The sequence below is a fragment of the Allosphingosinicella sp. genome (assembly GCF_036403745.1).
Taxonomy (GTDB): Bacteria; Pseudomonadota; Alphaproteobacteria; order Sphingomonadales; family Sphingomonadaceae; genus Allosphingosinicella.
Window position 1 is genome coordinate 26,380 of sequence record NZ_DASWQI010000008.1, and the last position, 19,218, is coordinate 45,597.

The 19,218-nt window shown below is 69.6% G+C and carries 12 protein-coding genes; 2 read left to right on the forward strand and 10 right to left on the reverse strand.

Annotated elements, in window-relative coordinates:
• Positions 1 to 92 precede the first annotated feature (92 nt).
• From VGC56_RS01690 to VGC56_RS01705, 4 genes are all read right to left on the reverse strand, one after another.
• A complete protein-coding gene (locus VGC56_RS01690) occupies positions 93 to 1,394 on the reverse strand; it encodes an HlyD family type I secretion periplasmic adaptor subunit (RefSeq protein WP_464122828.1) in 1,302 nt (433 codons plus the stop codon).
• 4 nt (positions 1,395 to 1,398) lie between these two features.
• A complete protein-coding gene (locus tag VGC56_RS01695; RefSeq protein ID WP_464122829.1) occupies positions 1,399 to 3,150 on the reverse strand; it encodes a type I secretion system permease/ATPase in 1,752 nt (583 codons plus the stop codon).
• The gene (locus VGC56_RS01700) at positions 3,143 to 4,540 is read right to left on the reverse strand and encodes a TolC family protein (protein WP_464122830.1); all 1,398 of its coding nucleotides are present in this window, start codon (positions 4,538 to 4,540) and stop codon (positions 3,143 to 3,145) included. The genes VGC56_RS01695 and VGC56_RS01700 overlap by 8 nt, the downstream gene beginning before the upstream one ends.
• A 115-nt stretch (positions 4,541 to 4,655) precedes the next feature.
• Entirely contained in the window at positions 4,656 to 5,150 is a 495-nt protein-coding gene (locus tag VGC56_RS01705; RefSeq protein WP_464122831.1) for a lasso peptide biosynthesis B2 protein, read from the reverse strand.
• Between the two features lie 100 nt (positions 5,151 to 5,250).
• On the opposite strand from VGC56_RS01705, the gene VGC56_RS01710 reads away from it, so the two are divergent.
• On the forward strand, positions 5,251 to 6,417 hold the full coding sequence (locus VGC56_RS01710; protein WP_464122832.1) for a nucleotidyltransferase family protein: 1,167 nt from the start codon (positions 5,251 to 5,253) through the stop codon (positions 6,415 to 6,417).
• On the opposite strand, the gene VGC56_RS01715 is transcribed toward VGC56_RS01710, so the two are convergent.
• Entirely contained in the window at positions 6,414 to 10,214 is a 3,801-nt protein-coding gene (locus tag VGC56_RS01715) for a LamG-like jellyroll fold domain-containing protein (RefSeq protein WP_464122833.1), read from the reverse strand. The genes VGC56_RS01710 and VGC56_RS01715 overlap by 4 nt on opposite strands.
• A gap of 115 nt (positions 10,215 to 10,329) precedes the next feature.
• On the opposite strand from VGC56_RS01715, the gene VGC56_RS01720 reads away from it, so the two are divergent.
• Entirely contained in the window at positions 10,330 to 11,835 is a 1,506-nt protein-coding gene (locus VGC56_RS01720; protein ID WP_464122834.1) for a DUF885 domain-containing protein, read from the forward strand.
• A 4-nt stretch (positions 11,836 to 11,839) separates the two neighbouring features.
• On the opposite strand, the gene VGC56_RS01725 is transcribed toward VGC56_RS01720, so the two are convergent.
• The 5 genes from VGC56_RS01725 to VGC56_RS01745 form a co-directional block, all read right to left on the reverse strand.
• On the reverse strand, positions 11,840 to 12,832 hold the full coding sequence (locus VGC56_RS01725; protein ID WP_464122835.1) for an alpha/beta hydrolase: 993 nt from the start codon (positions 12,830 to 12,832) through the stop codon (positions 11,840 to 11,842).
• Positions 12,833 to 12,855: 23 nt separating this feature from the next.
• A complete protein-coding gene (locus VGC56_RS01730; RefSeq protein WP_464122836.1) occupies positions 12,856 to 15,840 on the reverse strand; it encodes a TonB-dependent receptor in 2,985 nt (994 codons plus the stop codon).
• Between the two features lie 255 nt (positions 15,841 to 16,095).
• Positions 16,096 to 17,625: a carboxylesterase/lipase family protein gene (locus tag VGC56_RS01735; protein WP_464122839.1), complete on the reverse strand. Its 1,530-nt coding sequence runs from the start codon at positions 17,623 to 17,625 to the stop codon at positions 16,096 to 16,098.
• Positions 17,625 to 18,650: a PfkB family carbohydrate kinase gene (locus tag VGC56_RS01740; protein ID WP_464122837.1), complete on the reverse strand. Its 1,026-nt coding sequence runs from the start codon at positions 18,648 to 18,650 to the stop codon at positions 17,625 to 17,627. Before VGC56_RS01740 ends, VGC56_RS01735 begins: the two co-directional genes overlap by 1 nt.
• On the reverse strand, positions 18,647 to 19,218 hold a 572-nt coding region (locus VGC56_RS01745), incomplete at its 5' end, for an SDR family oxidoreductase (RefSeq protein WP_464122838.1). The genes VGC56_RS01745 and VGC56_RS01740, both read right to left, overlap by 4 nt.

Sequence of the window (19,218 nt, forward strand, 5' to 3'; positions counted from 1 at the left end):
TTACATCGCAGAAACGTCCATTCCGGTCCAGCCGAATCCTTAACTTTCGTTGGTTTTGCGTACTTTCCGCCGGGTTTACCCCACAAAGGCGGTCATTCGCGGAAGGCGTTTTCCGTCAGCCGGGTGATCGGTGTTAGAATATACTGCATTATCGTGCGTTTATCGCCGAGTAAGGCCACGTCCGCGACCATGCCGGTGCCGATCGGCAGCAGCCTCCCATTCCTGTCTTTCAGCGCATTGGAGGTGGTCCGCACCTGGATTGTGTAGAAGCTCTCGCCGGTCTTCTCGTTAACCACCACGTCGGGCGCGATCGCCGTCACGGTGCCGAACAGCGAGCCGTAGATCGAGCTGTCGTAGGCGCTGACGTTGACCCGGGCGCGCTGGCCGATGTGGACGGAGGCGATGTCGGCGGGCTTGACCTGCGCCTCGATGAGGAGGCTGTCCTGCGACGGGACGATTTCGAGCAGGGGCGCGCCCGGTGCGACGGCGCTGCCCAACGTCGTCACCAGCACGCGGTTGACCTTGCCGGCGAGCGGCGCGCGGACGCTGGTCCTCGCGACCTTCTTCTCGAGCGCCGGGAGGGCGCTCGAGCGGGCCGAGCGCTCGCCTTGCGCGGTGGCGAGCTCGTTGGCGGCGACGCTCTTCCAATCCTGCTGCTGCTGCGCGCTTTGCGACAGCGCCTCCGCGAGCGAGCCGTGGGCGCGCTGGATGGTGGCCGCGGAGGCGGCGACTTCGCTCTGCGCGATCGAATAGGCGCTTTCCGCCTCCGACAGCGACAGCCGCGGCTCGATGCCCTTCGCGACGAGCGGCCCGATGATGGCGAGTTCGCGCTTCTTGGCGTCGCGGTTGGCGGTCTTGGCCTGGTAATTGGCGTCCGCCTCCTCGATGGCGCGGCGCGCCTGGGTGACGCGGGCGGCGCCGGCGGCGCGCAGGCTCGCCAGCTCCTGGCTGCGCGAGGCGTGGAGCGACTGCTCGATCCGCACCTGCTCCTGGACCTGCGGGTCGCTCGTCGCCGGATAGACCGGCTCGCGCCCCTGAACCTCGGCGCTGAGCCGCGCGACCTTGGCAGAGAGCGTGTTCACGGACGACTGGCCGCTGCCGAGCTCGCTGCCGGCGCCGGTCCGGTCGAGGCGGATCAGCTCGTCCCCCGCATTGACCTGCTGGCCGGTGCGCACGTTGATCGCCTCGACGACCCCGCCCTCCAGATTGGAGACGATCTGCATGTGCGAGGTGGCGATCACCCGCCCCTGACCGCGGACCGTCCGGTCGAGCTTGGTGAACGACGCCCACAGGATGAAAGCGACGAAGAAGGCGACGACCACCCACAGCAGCACGTTCGACGCCGTGCGCGGCTTGATCTCGGCATAATCCTCGATGTGGGTGTGCTGGTTCATGGCGTCAGGCCGCCCGCGGCGCGGCGGCGGCTTGCGGCCGGGTGATCTGCTTCATCACCTCGTCGCGCGGGCCGTTCATGACGATCTTGCCGGCATCGACCACCATTACCCGGTCGACCAGAGCGAGCAGCGGCGGCCGGTGGGTGATCATCACCGCCGTACGCCCCTCGATCTCGGCGCCGAGGCGCTGGAGGAGCGCGGTCTCGGTCTGCGCGTCCATGGCGCTGGTCGGCTCGTCGAACACCAGAACCGGCGGCTTGCCGGCGAGCGCGCGGGCCAGCGCGATCGACTGGCGCTGCCCGCCCGACAGCCCCTCGCCGCGGTCGGCGAGCTTCAGGTCGTAGCCGTTGGCGATGCGGCCCATGAAGGCGTGGGTGCCGGACAATTCGGTCACCCGCAGCATCTCCTCGTCGTCCACCTCGGGGCGGGCGAGGACGATATTCTCGCGCACCGAGCCGGTCAGCAGCACGCTCTCCTGCAGCGCCGCGCCGATATTGCTCCTCAGCTCCACCGGGTCGAGCTGGCGGATGTCGGTGCCGTCGATGAGGACGAGGCCCTCCTCCGGCGGATAGAGGCCGAGGATGAGGCGGGCGATGGTCGACTTTCCGGAGCCGACGCGGCCGAGGAGGGCGACATGCTCGCCCGGCTCGATGACGAAGCTGACTTCGTCGAGGGTCTTCTCGGCGCCGCCGGGATAGCGGAAACTGACGTTGCGAAACTCGATCTTGCCCTTCAGCGTCGAGATCTTGATGCCCTCGCCGCTAGGGCCCTCGGGCGGCTGCTTCATCAAGTCGTTGAGCTGACGATACGCCGTCCGCGTCGTCGTCATCCGCGACAGCAATTGCGAGATTTGGGCGAGCGGCGCGATGGCGCGGCCGGCGAGGATCGAGCAGGCGATCAGCCCGCCCATGGTCAGCTCCTGGTCGGCGATCATGCCGACGCCGAGCACGACGACGCCGGCGTAGGAGACTGTCCCCGCCGAGGTCGCGACGGTGATGCCGATGCTGGCGACGAGCCGCTGGCGGAGTGAGCTGTGGCTGTGCTGGACGAGCGCGCGGCGCCAGCGCCACGACAGGAGCTTGCCGGCGCCGGTCGCCTTCACCGTCTCGAGCCCGCCGACCGTCTCGACCAGCACCGACTGCTTCTGCAGTCCCTCGCCCATCGAGCGGGCCGACAGGCGGTCGAGCGCGGGCTGGGTCAGCCAGCCGGCGAGGATGACGATCGGGATGGTCGCCGCCGGCACGAACACCACCTTGCCGCCGATGATCGCGACCACGGCGAGGGTGAGGAAGATGAAGGGCAGATCGACGATCGCCGTCATCGTCGCCGAGGTGAAGAAGTCCCTGAGCGCTTCCAGTTCGCGCATGATGCCCGTCAACGAACCGGTCGAGCCCTTCTTGAGGTCCAGCCGCAGGCTGAGCAGCCGCTGGAACAGGGTCTCGCCGACCTCGCGGTCGATCGACGCGCCGGCCATGTCGACGAAATAGGCGCGCAGCAGCTTCAGGATGAAATCGAACGCGACGATGACGAGGAGGCCGATCGACAGCGCCACCAGCGACGACGTGGCGTTGTTCGGGACGACGCGGTCATAGACGGTCATCGTGAACAGCGAGGTCATCATGCCGAAGATGTTGATCATCACCGCGGCGAGCGCGACCTTCAGGTAGACGCTGCGATTCTTCCGCATCGGCTCGAGCAGCCAGGGCGCGAAGCGGCGTTCGGGGATCTTGATCTGATGCTGATGCTCGCTACTCACGCCGTCCCCCGACCTTTACCGGATCGATGCGAAGCTCTTTCAAAAGAACGCCGGTCCGCGAGAGCAGGACATAGCGGGCGGCATCGAGCTCGCTCAGCGCCCTGATATAGGAAGTCGCCGTCTCGAAATAGGAATCTTCGGAGGCGACCACGTCGAACAAATTGCCGCGCGCGTTGATGAAGCGCTCGACCAGCACGTCGCGCGAGCGGCGGCTGGCGATGTAGCTCGCCTCCATCGCCCGCAACTGCTCCTCCAGCGCCTGCACGTCGGACCAGGCGATCGACGCGTCGCGCGCCGCCTCGTCGCGGACCCGGGTGGCGCGCGCATCGGCGGAGCGCGAGCGCGCCTCCGCCTGGGCGAGCCGCGATTCGGTGCCGCCGAACAGATGCTGGCGGTAGGTGACGCGGCCGCGCACGTCGTAATCCTGGGTGTTCTCGAAGACGCCGTAGCGGCCGGCGTCGAGGCCCACGCTGATCTGCGGCATCCGGTCGGCCCGCGTCGCCCGCGCCTCCTGCCGCGCCGAATCCGCGGCGGCCTGGGCGGCGCGCGGCTGCGGCGCGCTCATCGCCGCGAGCGAGGCCGCGTCGCGGCTCATCGCCGGCAGCTCGGCGACCGGTGCGCGGTCGAGATTGGCGGGCGGCGGCGCGCCGGTCAGCTGCGTGAAGCGCGCCTCGGCATTGGAGAGCAGGCGCCGGAAGCTCGCCAGCCGGGTCTGCGCCGAGGCGAGGTAGCTCTCGACACGCGCCGTGTCGCCCGGCGCCGAGACGCCCTGGCGGATCCGCTCCTCGACCGCGGCGCGCAGCTCCTGCTGGTTCGCGACAAAATTTTCGGTGAGCCCGACCAGCGCCCGGTAGGCAAAGACATCGTACCAGGCCGCAATGGTGGTCAGCGCGATATTGTCGGCGCTGGCCTCCGCGTCCGCCGCCGCCGAACGCAGCCGCGCCCCGGCCGCCGACACGCGATTCGCGCTGGCGCCGAAATCGAAGATGTTCTGGGTGATGCTGAGCTGCGCGTCGGTCCGCGCGTGGGCCCGCGTCCGCTCGATGATGTTGTTGGGGTCGTTTGAGAATTGCCGCGCCAGAACCTGGTAATTCTGAACGGTGAGGTCGACCGACGGCAGGCGGCGCTCATAGGCCTCGCTGACCACCGCCCGCGCCTCGGAGGTCGTCGCCTCGGCCTCGAGCGTGCCGGGATGCCGCTCGACGGCCCCGTCGACGAGCGCGCGGAACTCGTCGGACGGCGTCTGGCGGCGCGACAGGCGCAGCACTGGATCGGCGCTGAAATCGATGTGGAGCGGGTCCGCCGACGGGGCGGGAAGGCGCGGCGAAGCGGGACCGGCGGTCGGCGCGGCGACGGTCGTGGCGGGCTGGGCCGCGCGCGGCTGGCACAAAGCCGCACCGCCCGCAAAGCATGCGAGCGCAGCAACCGCAGTGCGCGAAAAGCCTGGTCTCAACGTATCGAATTCCCGTCCCCGCGCGGCCCTTACGAAAGTTACAGTCGCAACACTAGGAAAAATCGTCTGCGCTCAGTGTATTGGCCGCCCGCTGAGACGAGGCGCCGCGCTCCTGCGGTGGAAAGGTTGCGAGGCAAGCGAAGCCGTCCGCGCCCTCGCCGCCGATGACCGGGCGCCCGGCGACGCTCACCCAGACATGCGCCTTGAGCCCGGCCCCTTCATCCTTCGCCACGCCGTAGTGGAGCGCCGAGGCAACGCCCCGGCGGCGCAGCATCCAGTGCAGCGCCAGCCCTTTCTGGAAGCAGACGGCGCGCCACGGCACCCGCCGCGCCCACGCCTCGACCGCCCAGCGCGCCTTGCGCATCGTCGCCTCGTCCATCAGGGCGCCGCCGTCTCCGCCCCGCCCACCGGCCCAGGCGGCGACGCGGCGGAACGGCGCCAGCTTGACCGCCAGGGAGGCGAGGACGAGCGCCGGCAGCGCCTCGGCGAGGAGGCGGCGATTGGCCGCCCCCAACGGGCGGCGGCGGGGGCGCGTGGCGGCCGTCACGGCGCTGGCGCTACGCCCGGCGGGGGGAGGTGGCAAGACGCGGCCCTTGCCGGTCGGCGCCAGCGGGTGGCAAAAGCGGCGCCTTCCAAGGGAGCGAAGCGTGCGGCTTTCCAGCGAATTCCAGCTTGTCGCCGCGTGCTGCCGGCGCCCCGCCGACGGCGCGGCGGCCGCGCGGATCCGCGCCCTTGCCGACGGCGCCGACTGGCCGCGCGTGGTGCAGATCGCCGAGCGGCACCGGGTCGAGGGTCTGGTCCGCGACGGCCTCCGCCGCGCCGGCGTGGAGCCGCCCGAGCCGGAAGCGGAGCGGCTCCGCGCGGCGGCGAGCCGGATCGCGCGCCAGAGCCTCGTCCTCACCGCCGAATCGCTGCGCCTCAAGGCGCAGTTCGCGTCCGCGGGCATCGACCTCCTGTTCGTGAAGGGCGTGACTTTGGGCCAGCTCGCCTGGGGCTCGATCGGCCTCAAGATGGGCTGGGACATCGACGTCCTCGTCGCCGCTGAGGACGTCGAGGCCGCCGCCGCCTTGCTCGAAGGCGCCGGCTACACGCTCGCCATTCCGGAAGGTCCGGAGGCGCGGAGTAAGCTCGCTTTCTGGCACCGCCACTGGAAGGAGTCCGTCTGGAGCGACCCCGCGCGCGGCCTCACCGTCGAGCTCCACACCGCGCTTGCCGACAATCCACGCCTGCTCGGCGGCGTCGGCCTCGCCTCGCCGCGGCAGGAGGTCGCCGTCGGCGGCGGCAGCGGCACCCTGACGACGCTCGCGACGGAGCCACTCTTCGCCTATCTCGCAATCCACGGCGCCTCGAGCGCCTGGTTCCGCTTGAAATGGATCGCCGACATCGCCGCGCTGCTGGCGCCGATGCCGCCCGAGGCAATGGAACCCCTCTACCGGGCCGCCGTCACGCTCGGTGCCGGCCGCGCCGCAGCCCTGGCACTGCTTCTCAGCCATCGCCTGTTCGAGACGCCGGTGCCGGCGCCGCTGCTGGCGGAGCTGCGCCGCGACCGGACGACCCGCTGGCTGCTGGCACTGTCGCTGCGCAAGCTCGCCGGGCGGGCCGAAGCGCAGGAGCTCGAAGCGACGCGGCTCGGCACCGCCACCATCCACCTCCTCCAGTTCGGGCTCGGCAAGGGCGTGGGCTTCAAGCTCGGCGAACTCCGCCGCCAGCTGGTCAGCCCCTACGACCGCATCGCCGTCCCGCTCCCCCGCGCCCTCACCTTCCTCTACCCGGCCGTGTTCGTCCTGCGCCGGCTTCGCAGAGCGAAGTCCTAGGGCAGCACGATTGTGTTGTTGCTCTGGGTGATCTCCGGGACGCCCGCGCCGACCGATACCTTGAGCCCGCGCGTCGCCTGACCCTTGAACAGCGAGAGCGTGACCCTCGCCGTCTTTGGCTGCAGGTCCAGCGGTGCGGCGAGCGGAGGGACAGTCCCGCGAGCAAGGATGCGGCCGGAGCTATCCTCGACCGTCACCGTCCCACCGGGCGCGGCGACGGCGCCGAGGCTGTGGACGACGACCTCGATGCGTCCGCCCCGGACGGCGACATCATCGGGGCCGATGCCGAGATCAGGCCGCTGCTCGACCGGCACGGTCGGCCGCTGAAGGGCGAACTCCAGCACGGTGGTCTGGTGCGGCGCGAAGACGACCTCCACCGAGGCGCTGCGTTCCAGCGGCACCGTCCGCGCGTCGACGGGCGCGTCGGCCTTGTCGTCGCCGTTCGAGTCCACCCCCGAAGTCATCCGCCAGCTGCCCGCCGTCACGTTCCAGCCCGTCATCACCGCCCGCTGCGGCCGGTCGCTCACATTGTAGGCGATCACCTTGAACCGATCGGGGGTGGCGCCGGGAAGCAGGATCGCGACCTGCTCGGCGCCTTCCGGATCGGCGAAGCGCCAGCTTACCGTGTGTCCGGGGACCGTCTGGTTGCGCCGCAGGGCGATGCCGCCGAGCCGCTCGCGCTGCAGGATTTCGTTGGGCTGGTCGACGCGGTCCGACCACCAATGGCCTTCGGTGAGCATGTACATGTTCTGCGATTTGCTGCGGATCGCGTCGGCGTGGAGCCGCTCGAGCGAGGCCTTGTCGCCGGTCTGCTGCCACGCCTCATATTGTTCGAAGGCGCCGGACGGCTTGGCGGCGAGCGCCGCGCCCCAGTCCTTGCGCCGCCCAAGCACATCGAGAGCGTCATCGTTGATCTCGGCGAGGATGATTGCAGACTCCGCCACCCGGCCTTCGAGCGGGCGGAGGTATTTCGCATCGCCGGTCCAGCGGTAGCTCGCCCAGGCCGCCTGGAGCGACGTGCTGATGCCGCCGCGATCCCCGACCCGCTCGGCGTCGGTCCGCCAGTTGATCTCGTTGGGATAGCTCCAGCGGCCGCCGGCGCCCTGCTTGCCGTGCGCCATCCAGCCGTCGATCGTACCGGTGACGAGGGCCCGCGCCACCGGGTTTCCATTGTAGAGGCCGATCAGGATCGGCGCGTGGAGGACGGTGAAGGAATAAGGCTTCTGCCACTCCCACGGCCCCTCGCGGTACACCTTGCGGCCGCCATACCAGTTGGAGGCGAAATGCATGTGTCCGGCGGGATTGGTGAGGATGATCCCCTGCAGCGCCCGCACCGTGTCCATCAGCCGCTCGACCGACTTGGGCTCTCCCCAGTTGAGGTAGAGCCGCTCGGCGTCCGAATTCAGCCCTTCCTCATAGGCGTGGAGCTCGTCGGTGGTGATGGTGCCGAGGCCGTTGGTGCGCATGCCGTTCGTGTAGACGGCGTCCGACAGCGCCCGGAGCGACGCGTTGATCTTGTCCGGATCGACCCCCATCAGCGCGAGCCCCGGCCATTGCTCGGTCAGATCGACGTCGTCCGAGATGCCGCCGCCGAAATCGCCGTACGGCACCTGGCGGTTGTCGATCCACCAATTGGCGAAGTGGCGCACCAGCTTCAGATCCTCGAGCTGCCGGAACGCCCAGAGCGGCACGCCCGGCGGCGGCGCCGGCTGGACGAACGGCAGGGGGCCCTGCGCATTGTAGCTGATGTCGGCCCAATATTGGCGGGCGAGGACATTGTCCGGGTCGACCCGCAGCAGGTCTGAAATGTCGGTGTAGAGCCGCCGGTAGAGGCCGAGGCGTTTCGAGGCGGTATGCTCCTCGACGAGGAAGCCCCAATTGTCCTTCACCTGGTTGAAGCGGTCGGCGACATGCTCCGCCTTCGCCGCCTCACGGTCCTTGAACACCAGGCGGATGTTCATGCCTTTCAAGGAGGAGGGGCCAAAGTCCGGGGCGGCGGAGGCGACGGTGAGATAGAGGCTGTCGTCGGTGAGGATGCGGTCGCGGAGGTCAAGCCAAAGGGTCCGCGCCTCGCCGGGACGGACGGAGACCGACACGTCGATCATATCGCGCTGCGGCCAGATCGGGTCCTTCACCCGGATGTTGAGCGGGATGAGGCCGTCGGCGCCGGGCGTCGCCTTGAGCGGCGGGATGTCGATGGCGATGCCGTCCAGACCGTCATGGACGTTCTCCCAGCCGTAATTCCACGCCCGCGACGGCGCCCGCGCCGGGAGCGCATCGCCGAAGCCGGCGGGGATGAGGATGTGGACGATGGGCGCGGCGCCGGCGGCGCGCTGCACCGCGCCGGTGGCGGTGGGGTCGCCCGCGGCGGCGGCGGCGCGGCCGGACGACGCGCCGGCGGGGAGCGCGACCACCGTCTCGCGCTCGTCGGCGGGGTAGCGGCCGCGGATGAAGTCAACGAGGCCCTGGAGGTTTCCGTAGGCCGGCGCGGCGTCGGGATTGACGCTGTAGCTCAATTTGAATGTGCCGGCGGGCTCCTTGCCCTCGCCGACATCATAAGCCCAGATTTCCTGGATCGGCGTCTCCTGCGCCACGTTGGTGAAGCGCAGCCTCCCGCCCTGCCGGGCGGCGAAGCTCTCGACGCTGCGCACCACCCCCTCGGGCCGGCGGCCGACGCTTCGCCAGCTCGCGCCATCTGACGACCAGGCGAGATCGCCGTACGCCGCGCCCCGTATCTCGACGCGGTTCACCGTCTCGCCCGCGGGGACTTTCAGGTCGTAGGCCTTGCCGCCTTCGACATAGGTGTTCCAGTCGGGCAGCTCGAAATAATCGTCGCGGCCGGGGAGGCGCGAGCGGTTGTAGACGCCGGGCCACGTCGTCTCCTCGATCCCGTCGACGCCCTTCCACATCCACTGCTTCAAATCCTTCGCGTCCGCGAATTCGACCTTGCGGATGCGGGTGACCGGCGCCGTCAGGGCCGGCGGGCTAGCCCGGTCCCAGCCGAAGCGGTGCAGCCAGGCGGCGCGGCGCCCCGCTGGGGCGGGCTGCGGCGCCTCTACAGGCTCCTGCTTCCCGGCAAGGGCCATCACCGCGGCGGGGGCGAGCATGCGGTCGTAGACGCGGATCTCGTCGACGTCGCTGCCGCGCATGAAATGGTAGCGGCTCTGCACCTGGTGCGGCGACACGACGCGCCCGGCGAGGCCGAGTTGGTCAAGCCCGGCGTCGTAATCGGCCTTGGCGTCCTTGCGCGCGGCCTCCCGTCCGTCGACGTAGAGGCGCACGCCCACCGTCTCGTCCCACGAGAAGGCGATATGGTGCCACTCGTCCGGCTTCGGCGCAGCCGGGATCCGGAACGAGACGCGGGTGCGGGCGAGGTTCGCGTCGGTGACGAAAGCGTCGAAGCCGTGGCCGTTCCAGTCGATCCGCAGCCAGGCCATGTCCCAGCTCGAATGGTCGGCATAGCCGACGCGGAAGAGGGCGAATGGCGCCTCCCCCACCGGCGTGCGGGACCGCCAGAAGAAGGCGAGCGTGCCCCGCTGGGCGTAGATGTTGCCGGGGGCGTTCCAGGTGAGGACGCCGTCATCGTCCCATTGGATCGCGCCGCCCATCGCCCCCGTAGGCACGATGCGGACCTTGTCCTGGAAATTGGGCACCGCATCCCCGCCGGCGCGGTCCGCGACGACGCCCTGGTCGGCGGAGACGTGGAAGAGGAGCTGCGGCGCCTGGGCCGAAGCGGCCGCCGGAAACGCGGCCGCCGCCGCAGAAAGCAGGAGACACACGCGCAGGCTAAGGCCCATTTCCAATCCTCTCATCGGGGCCGGCGGACGGGCGATTGAAGCCTCTTCCCGCCGACTTTCGCCCCCTCATAAGCTGCTTTTGACACCGGTATCAATGGGGACTTAGAAGGGAGAAATGAGGAGCGGAAAAGGCTTTGCGGAAACTGATCGGCGCGCGCTGATCGCGGGCCTCGGCGCGAGTGCGGTTCTGCTACTGCCGCACCAGGCCAGGGCGGCGACGCCCGCTGCTCCGCCGCTCAAGACGCTGCTCGACCATGCCCTGCAGGCCTATCCGACCCATTCGGAGATGCTGCGCCGGCTTCGCGCCGGCCCTGCCGCGGCGCTGGGGCGCGAAGACGCGGCAATCCTCAAGATGGTGGTGCGCGGCATCGAGTGCGACGAGGCGATGGCGCGCGACTTTCCCTTGGCGAAGCCGGGCGGCGGCTCGCCTTATGTGGTGAGCCAGCGCCACGGTGCCTGGCGCGACGTCGAGGACGGTCCGATCGGCCCCGTCAACCGTTTCCACTCGCTCGAAGTGGAGGCCGACTTGCTGCGCGCCGCAGCGGCGCGCGGCATCGTCCCGCCGGCCTTCATGCTCGGTGCCGTGGAGGCGGGGTTGAAGGCGCGGTTTGCAAAGAACCCGCCAGCCGCGGTGGTGCGGGAGATCGAGACGGTCCGGTCGCTGGGCGCAACGGCGCCGCGCGAGCCGGGCGTCTGGCAGTTTCCCGGCGGGCCCGATTATTACGCGCTGCGGCTCCGCTCCGCGACCGGGACCGACATGACGCCCGCGGATCTGGACCGCCTCGTCACCGAAAGGATCGCCGTCCTGACCCGCCGGCTCGACGGGCTGCTGAAGCGTCTTGGCCTCTCGCGCGGCAGCGTCGGCGCGCGCTTGCGGGCGCTCAAGCAGCGGCCGGACTATCTCTATCCCAATAACGATGCCGGCCGCGAACACGCCGTCGCCGACATGAATGCGGCGCTGGACCGGCTACGGCCTCGCCTCGCGGCGTGGTTCAACCCGCCGTTCGAGGCGAACGCGCGCGTCCGGCGGATGAGCGCGGCCGACGAGGCGGCCGGCAAGCGCGGGTATCGCGATCCGTCGAGCGAAACCTATTATCCCGACCTGGCCAATGTCCACGACCGGCCGGCGTGGACGCTGACGACCGTCGCCTGTCACGAGACCCTCCCCGGACATATGATCGAGCTCCGCCGCGAGGAGAGGGCCGCGCCGCATCCGCTGCAGCTCCGCTACGCTGCCGGCGCTGCGGAAGGCTGGGCGATCTATGCCGAGAGCCTTGCCGACCGGATCGGCCTGCTGAGCCCGATCGAGCAGGCCGGCTTCCTTCAATCCTGCCTCTTCCGCCTCGCCCGCGTCGTCGCCGACCTCGGCATCCATGTCCATCGCTGGACCCGCGCGCGGGCGATCGCTTACCTCGAGGACACAGTCGGCTTCGAGCTGTTCTTCCCGTTCGCGCAGGAGGTGGACCGCTACGCCGCCGAGCCGGCCGGCTTCGCCGGCGACGCGGCCCATGCGCTGACGCTGATCGACCTCGCCCGCCGGCGCGGCGATCCCCGCGCGTTCCACGATCGGGTTCTGAACCGCGGTCCGCTCTCCCTCGAGGCGCTGCTGGAGATCGCCTGACGGGTCAGGCGAACAGCCGCCGCTTCACGCCCCACGCCCAGAAGATGTCCTGCCAGCCCTCGACGCTCTTGCCGCGCGAGAGGCGGAGGCCGAAGCCATGGCCGCCGTCGGGGAAGAGGTGGGTCTCGACCGGCACCTTTGCCGCCAGCAGGGCGGCGCGGAGCAGCAGGCTGTTTTCCACCGGCACCGAGCCGTCGTCTTCGGCGTGGAGCAGGAAGGTCGGCGGTACATCGGCCCCGATATGGAGGTGGGGGGAATGGGCGCGCTCCAGCGCGGGAGTCGCATGCTCCCCGACCAGGTTCTTGCGCGAACCAGCATGGGCCGTGGGGGCCGTCATCGACACCACTGGATAGATGGGCGCGGCAAGGCCCGGCCGCGCGCTGAGGCGGTCGGCGGCGTCGACCGGCGTGTAGACCGGAGCGGCGAAGCGGGCGACAAGGTCGGCGCAGACATGGCCGCCCGCGGAAAAGCCCATCGCGCCGACCCGCTTCGGGTCGATGCGGAAGCGGCCGGCATGGTGGCGGATGAGCCGCATCGCCCGCTGCGAATCCTGGAGCGGCGTGTCGGCCCCCGCCGCCCAGCCTTCGCCGGGAAGCCGGTAGAAGAGGACGAAGGCCGTGAGGCCGCGCGTGGCGAGCCACCGCGCCATCTCATAGCCTTCCTTGTCGACGACCACCCAGGAATAGCCGCCGCCGGGCGCGATCAGCATTGCCGCACCGTTCGGCCGGGCCGGCCGGAACACCGCCATTCGCGGCCGGACGATGCCGGCGACGAAGCGGTCGTTATAGGCGGGATCGGTGCTGCGTTCCTTCACGGCCTCGACCGGAAGCCGCGCCGGTGCGCCGGGCGCGCCGTTCGGCCACAGGTCGATCGTCTCCGTCGGATCCGGCGTCACCAGCCGGTGGGGCTCCCGCGTCGCCGGGGCCGGCGTCTGCGCCCGCGCGGCCAGCGGCAAGGCGAGGCCGGCGAGGAGCGCCGTGCGCCGGTCGATGCGCATCGGACGCTCCCCGCCCGCCCTCCTCAGAAGGTGTAGCGGACGCCGAACAGCAGCTCGCGGCCGGTATGGTGGTAGACCGACAGCATGTCCCGGCTGTCCACATACTGGTCCTGATATTCGTCGGTGAGGTTGATGCCCTCGATCGTCACCTTCAAATGCTTGTTGATCGTATACTGAACGGAGGCATCGACGTTCAAAGTGCTGTTCGTCCCCTGCACGTCGTTACCGGCCTCCGCAGCGGGGATCTGGGTTAGATAGCCGCTGCGATAGGCGGCGGAGACGCGTGCGCTGAACTTGCTGTCCTCGTAATAGAGCGTGGCGTTGGCCGACTTGCGGGACAGCTGGGTGAGGTCGTTGATCGCGACGACGGCGCCGGCGGCGTTCAGATACTTAATCTTCGATTTGACGCCCGTGTAGTTGAGCAGCACGCCGGTGTGGCTGAGGAAGCCGGGCAGGAATTTGAACGGCTGCTGGTAGTTGACCTCGAAGCCCTGGACCGGCCCGCCAGGCGTGTTGGCCGGCGAGCTGAAGGTGAAGATCGTCGTGGCGTCGCAGCCCGCGAGATTGCCGCAGGCGGCGGTCATCAAGGTGGTCGGCAGTCCGAACGGATTGGTGGAGAAGACGCCCCGGCTCTGCAGCGTGGTGATGAAGCTGCCGACGTCCTTTTCGAACAGAGCGAGGGACAGCAGGCCGCCCGGCTGGAAATACCATTCGAAGGCGATGTCGTAGCTGTTGGCCCGGTACGGCAGCAGGAATGGATTGCCGCCCGACACGGTGCGATTCGCGCCGGAGACGTTGATCGTCGCGCCCGGGTTGAGGCTGCCGAGGCTCGGCCGCGACATGACTTTCGCAGCGGCGAAGCGAATGTCGAAGTTGCGCACCGGCTCGAAGACGATGTTCGCCGACGGCAGCCAGTCGTGGTAGCTGCTGTTGACGGTGATCTGGTTGATCGCGTTGGCGACGATCGCATAGCCGGTCGAGGCGGTGCGGGTTTCGACATAGCGGACGCCGACATTGCCGCGCAGCACCATGGAGCCGAAATCGTGGTGGAAGCTCGCCTGGAGGAAGGCGCCCTGGTCGCGCTCCCGCACCGTCGCGTTGTTGCCGAGCGCCGGCCCCGGCCCGAGCGCGAAGGCGCCGCCGAAGGCGGTCGGGTCGCCGAAGTGGAGCTGGCCGTCCGCGGTGGCGTAATCGGGGGCGAAGAAGGTGTAGCCGCCGACCGTCACGAGATGTCCCAGGCCGCTGAGCGGCATGCCTGCGATAGCCGCCGGGATCGTCGGCTCCTGGTTCGTGCTGGGGCTCGCCGCGTTCTGGCGGCGCAGCTCGGTGGTCGTGAATTTGTACTTCTTCCACTCGCCGCCGAAATCGATCTGGAAGTCGTCGCTCGGCTTCCAGTTGAACGCCGCCTGGGCGCTGTCGAAGACGTTGTCGGCGGTCGCCGCGCGCAGACGGATCTGCGAGAGCACCCACGAATTAGGATCGGTCAAGTTGGCGGTGCCGAAGTTGAACACTGGCGCACGGCCGCTCGGCGAGCCGTAATCGTAGCTGTAATTGTCGATGTTGAACTGGTCGAACGTCAGCGTGTTCTGCACCGGGTTGCGGTGCTGCGAGATCGAATGGCCGCCGGCGAAGGTGAGGGTGAACTGGTCGCCGAACTTCTGCATGCCGTCCAGCGTCACCTGCTTGAACTTGGTGTCGAGCTGGTCGAAACGGTCCTCGACGCGCAGATCGACGTCGTTGAAGGTGCCGGCATACATGACGCCGTTGGTGATCTTCGAACTCGTCACGTCGGTGTCGGCGATGCCGCAGGTCGAATTGCGGCTCGCGGCGGTGCAGGCGCCGCCGACGCTGAACGACGGCGCTTCCAAGTAGCGCTCCTCGCGCGTGCCCTTGAAGTCGGCATAGAGGCCGTCGAGGCTTATGAGAGTGTTGTCGGACGGCTTCCACTGAAACGAGGCGGTGACGCCGATCCGCCTCTGGTCGTCATAATACCAGTCCTGGCGCGGGAAGCGCGGATGCTGGGCGGCATCGACCGCGGCGCAATCGCCGGGCGCCGGGCTCAGCGCGGCGCTGCCCGCGGCATTGAGGCAGCTGACTCCGCCGACGCTCTGGAAGCCCGGCGCGAAGCTGGTGGCGGGCGCCCAGCGGACCGTGCTCGGCCCTTCCTCGATCAGCTGGCGCTTAGTGTAGGCGACCGAGAGAAGGGCGCCGAGCGTGCCGTTGGCGAAGGTGTTGGAGATGAGGAAGGCGCCGCGCGGCGTCACCTTCTTCGAAAGGTCGTTATAATCGCCCTGCAGCGACGCGGTGAGGGTGAAGCCCTTGTAATCGAACGGACGCGCGGTGCGCAGGTCGACCGTCGCGCCGAGCGATCCTTCCTCGACGGAAGCCTCGGCCGTCTTGCGCAGCGTGATCGCGTTGAAGAGGTCGGACGCGAAGACGTTGAAGTCGAACGAGCGGCTGCGGTTGGTGCCGCCGGAGGCGTCGGCGCCGCCCGCCGTCGTCAGGGCTTCCATGCCGTTGATGCGGACGCGGGTGAACTGCGGCCCGAGACCGCGGACGGTGATCTGGCGGCCCTCGCCGCCGTCGCGCTGCAGCGCGACGCCGGGAATGCGCTGGATCGATTCGGAGAGGTTGAGGTCCGGGAACTTGCCGATGTCCTCGGCGAGGATCGAATCGGTGGAGGCGTTCTCCTGCTTCTTCATGTTGAGCGCGCGGGCCAGGCTGCTGCGGAAGCCGGTGACGACGATGCCGCCTTCGGACGGCTGGTCGGCGCTCTCGCCGGCGACAGGGACGCCCGGCTGGTCGATCATGGTGACGGCGCGGTCGGCCGGCGCCGCGGCACTGGGGACGCCCGGCGCGGGCGCGGGGGCCGGCGGCGGAATCTGCGGCGCCTGCGCGCTCTGGGCGGCGGCCGGCGCGGCGAGGGCCAGCGCAACGGCGCCCAGCGAAGCAGCGGCGAGATAGCGGCCGGTGCGGGGCCGGCGAAGCGCAGCGAGACTGGAACCCATTTTTCTACCCCTCCTGTTGCCGCAAGCGGCAGGTCCGAACGTCTACTCAACGTCTATGACACCGGTGTCTAACCGGGCCAAAAAAACACGGACGAACATGCGGTAAGGGGAGTGGGCCGGCGATACCGGCGGCCTGATCCTCTCCTGCACGCGCCCGGCTATTTTGCCGAGTCGCCATTCATCCGGCTCACTGAGAAACCGGTGTCATAACCTTTGGCCTCCACCACCGGCCAAGTCAAGCGGCGGCCGCAACGATCAGCTTCCCGGCTGGATGTACGGCGCACGCGCGAACAGCTCGCGCTCCCAGCGGCGCGGGTCGTCGGCCGCACGGGATGCTGCATCGACCAGCAGGGTCGCCCGCTGCGGCAGGCGGTACTGGTCCCAGTGTGGGACGCCGGCGCCGTTCGGATCTGCGCGCCTGGCAAAGCCCGCGAAGGCGGACATCAGCGTACGGCTCGCGATACGCGCGCCCTCCCCCGTCCCGGTGAAGGAGCCCGGCGCGTCGAGTGTGCCGAAGGCGAGCGCGATGTCCATGGTGTGGGGCGCGCCGCGGCGGGGCTGCGTCGGCGACTGGAAATCGACTTGGTAGACCCAGGTCGGCGCCCCGGCCCGCGCCCGCGCATCCGCCTCGATCACCTGCCCCGGCCAGCTCCGGCCGGCGGTCGTCGCCGCGTAGAAGATTCGCTCGGGCGACCAGTCGGGAAAGCGCCGCCGGTACTGGGCGACCAGCCAATCGGGCGGGAGGTCGACGCGAAGCTCCGGCGCCATCCGCTCGGCCAGGTTGTCCCAGTCGAGGGTGCGCACCTTCTCGCTGTCCGGGTCGATGAAGCCGCGGGTCTCGTCGCGGGTGTTGCCGAGGATCATCGGCACCGCTTTCGACTGCGGATTGGCGTCCGGCCAGAAGGGGTGGCGGGTGAGCCACTTCATGTCGAGCACCGGGCCCATGTAGACGCCGCCGCCGAGGACCGGGTCGGTGGCGGCCAGGCCTTCGACCAGCCGCTCCTGCGGCATGGAGAGAAGGTCGATCGGCCGCGCCTTGAGGTAGGCGAGATACGCCCTGGCGCGCGCGGCCGCGTTGATCGGCCCCGACGCGGTGACCTGCTGGCCGCTCATCGTCACGGCGCGGTGGAACAGGCCGGCCGCGGCAGGCATGCCCATCATCGTCGCGATCTTGGCGCCGCCGCCCGACTGACCGAACACCAGCACCCGCGACGGATCGCCACCGAACGCCGCAATGTTGTCGCGCACCCATTTCAGCGCGAGGATGAGATCCAGCTGGCCTGCATTGCCGCTGTCCGGGAACCTGGGATCAAGGGCGGCCAAGTAGAGGTAGCCGAAGACGTTGAGGCGGTGGTTGACCGTCACCACCACCACGTCCTCGGCCGCCGCAAGGTGACGGCCGTCGTTGAGCGGATCGGCGACGGAGCCGGTCGAATAGGCGCCGCCATGGATATAGACCATCACCGGCCGCCGCCCGCCCGCCCGCGGGTCCGGCGTCCAGACGTTCAGGTAGAGGCAGTCCTCGCTCGTCCCAGCATAGCGCCCGCCGCGCTGCGGTGACGAGGGTCCGAAGCGGACCGCGTCGACCACCTCCTTGCTGGGCCAGGGCGCGCGCGGCGCCTGGAAGCGATCGGCGCCGCCATATTGGATGCCGCGAAACACCGCGAGGCCGCCCTCGCGCGTGCCGCGCACCCGCCCGAGCGTCGTCGGCACCACCGGATCGCCGGCGGTTGCGGCGACCAGAGGCAGCGCCGCCGCCGCGGCCAGGAAGCGACGGCGGTCCATCACCGGCGGACGTCCAGGCCCCCGGCCATGAACGCCTCGATGTCGGCGGGCCCGAACAGGCTGAAATCGCCGGGCAGCGAGTGCTTCAGGCAGGTCAGCGCCAGGCCGGAACGCACCGTCCATTCGAGGTCCCGGCCGGAGCGAAGCCCGTGCAGTATCCCGGCCGCGAAGGCATCGCCCGCGCCGATGCGGTCGACGATGCCGGCCACCAGCACGTCCTCGGTCTGCGCGGCGCCGCCCTGCGTGTCGATGCGGGCGGAGATGAGGTGGCGATCGGCATCCTCCACGTGGCGGGCGGTCGAGGCGATCGTTGTCAGGTTCGGGAAAGCTTCGAAGGCGGCTTCGGCGGCGATGCGGCGGCGGTCAGAACCCTCGCCGCTGAACTCGGTGCCGAGCAGGAGCGAGATGTCGCGGTGGTTGCCGAACAGGATCTGCGCCTTGGAGACGAGCTTCGTCAGGATCGACCGCGGGTCGCTGTCCCAGGCCTCCCACAATTGGGAGCGGTAATTGCCGTCGAAGGAGATCGGCACGCCGCGCCGATGCGCGGCCTCGGCCGCCGCAACCGCCGCTTCCGCCGAGCGGGGACCGAGCGCCGGGGTGATGCCGGACATGTGGAGCAGGCCTGCGCCGTCCAGCAACGCGTCCCAGTCGAAGTCGGCGGCGGCGGCGCGGGCGAAGCTGCTGTCCTGGCGGTCGTAGAAGATTTCGGAGGCCCTGAGGCCCGCGCCCTGCGTCAGGAAATAGAGGCCCATCCGCCCCGCCGTCCGCCCCACGCCGGCCGTGTCCACCCCATGGCGGCGCAGCGCGTCGAGCGCCGCCTGGCCCAGCGCATTGTCCGGGAGCCGGCTGATCATCCGCACCGGATGGCCGAGATTGGCGAGGCCCACCCCGACATTGGCCTCGGCGCCCGCGACATAGACGTCGAAATGCGGCTTCTGCAGCATCAGCTCGCGGCCCGGCGCGGTCATGCGCAGGAGGATCTCGCCGAAGCAGGCGACATGTCCGGTCTTGGGGGCGCCGGTCATCGCGCCAGCCAGCCGCCGTCGACCGCCAAGATATGGCCGTTGACGTAATTGGACGCGTCCGAGGCGAGGAACACCGCGGCGCCGGCGAGATCCGACGGTGCGCCCCAGCGGCCGGCGGGGATGCGCTCCAGGATTTGGCGGTTGCGGGTCTCGTCGGCCTGCAAAGCGGCGGTGTTGCTGGTGGCGATATAGCCCGGCGCGATCGCGTTGACGGTGACGCCATTCGCCGCCCACTCGTTGGCGAGGAGCTTGGTTAGCCCCGCAACGCCCGATTTCGACGCGGTGTAGCTCGGCACGCGGATTCCGCCCTGGAAGCTCAGCAGGGAGGCGATGTTGACGATCTTGCCGCCCCGGCCGTCCTTCACCCATTGGCGGGCCGCGGCCTGCGACAGGAAGAACAGGGTCTTCAGGTTGGTGTCGATCACCGCGTCCCAGTCTTCCTCGGTGAAGTCCAGCGCGTCGGCGCGGCGGATGATGCCGGCGTTGTTGACCAGGATGTCGATGGGGCCGGCCTCGGCGATGAGGCGGGCGATCGGCTCGGTGGAGCCGAGGTCGGCGGAGACGGCGC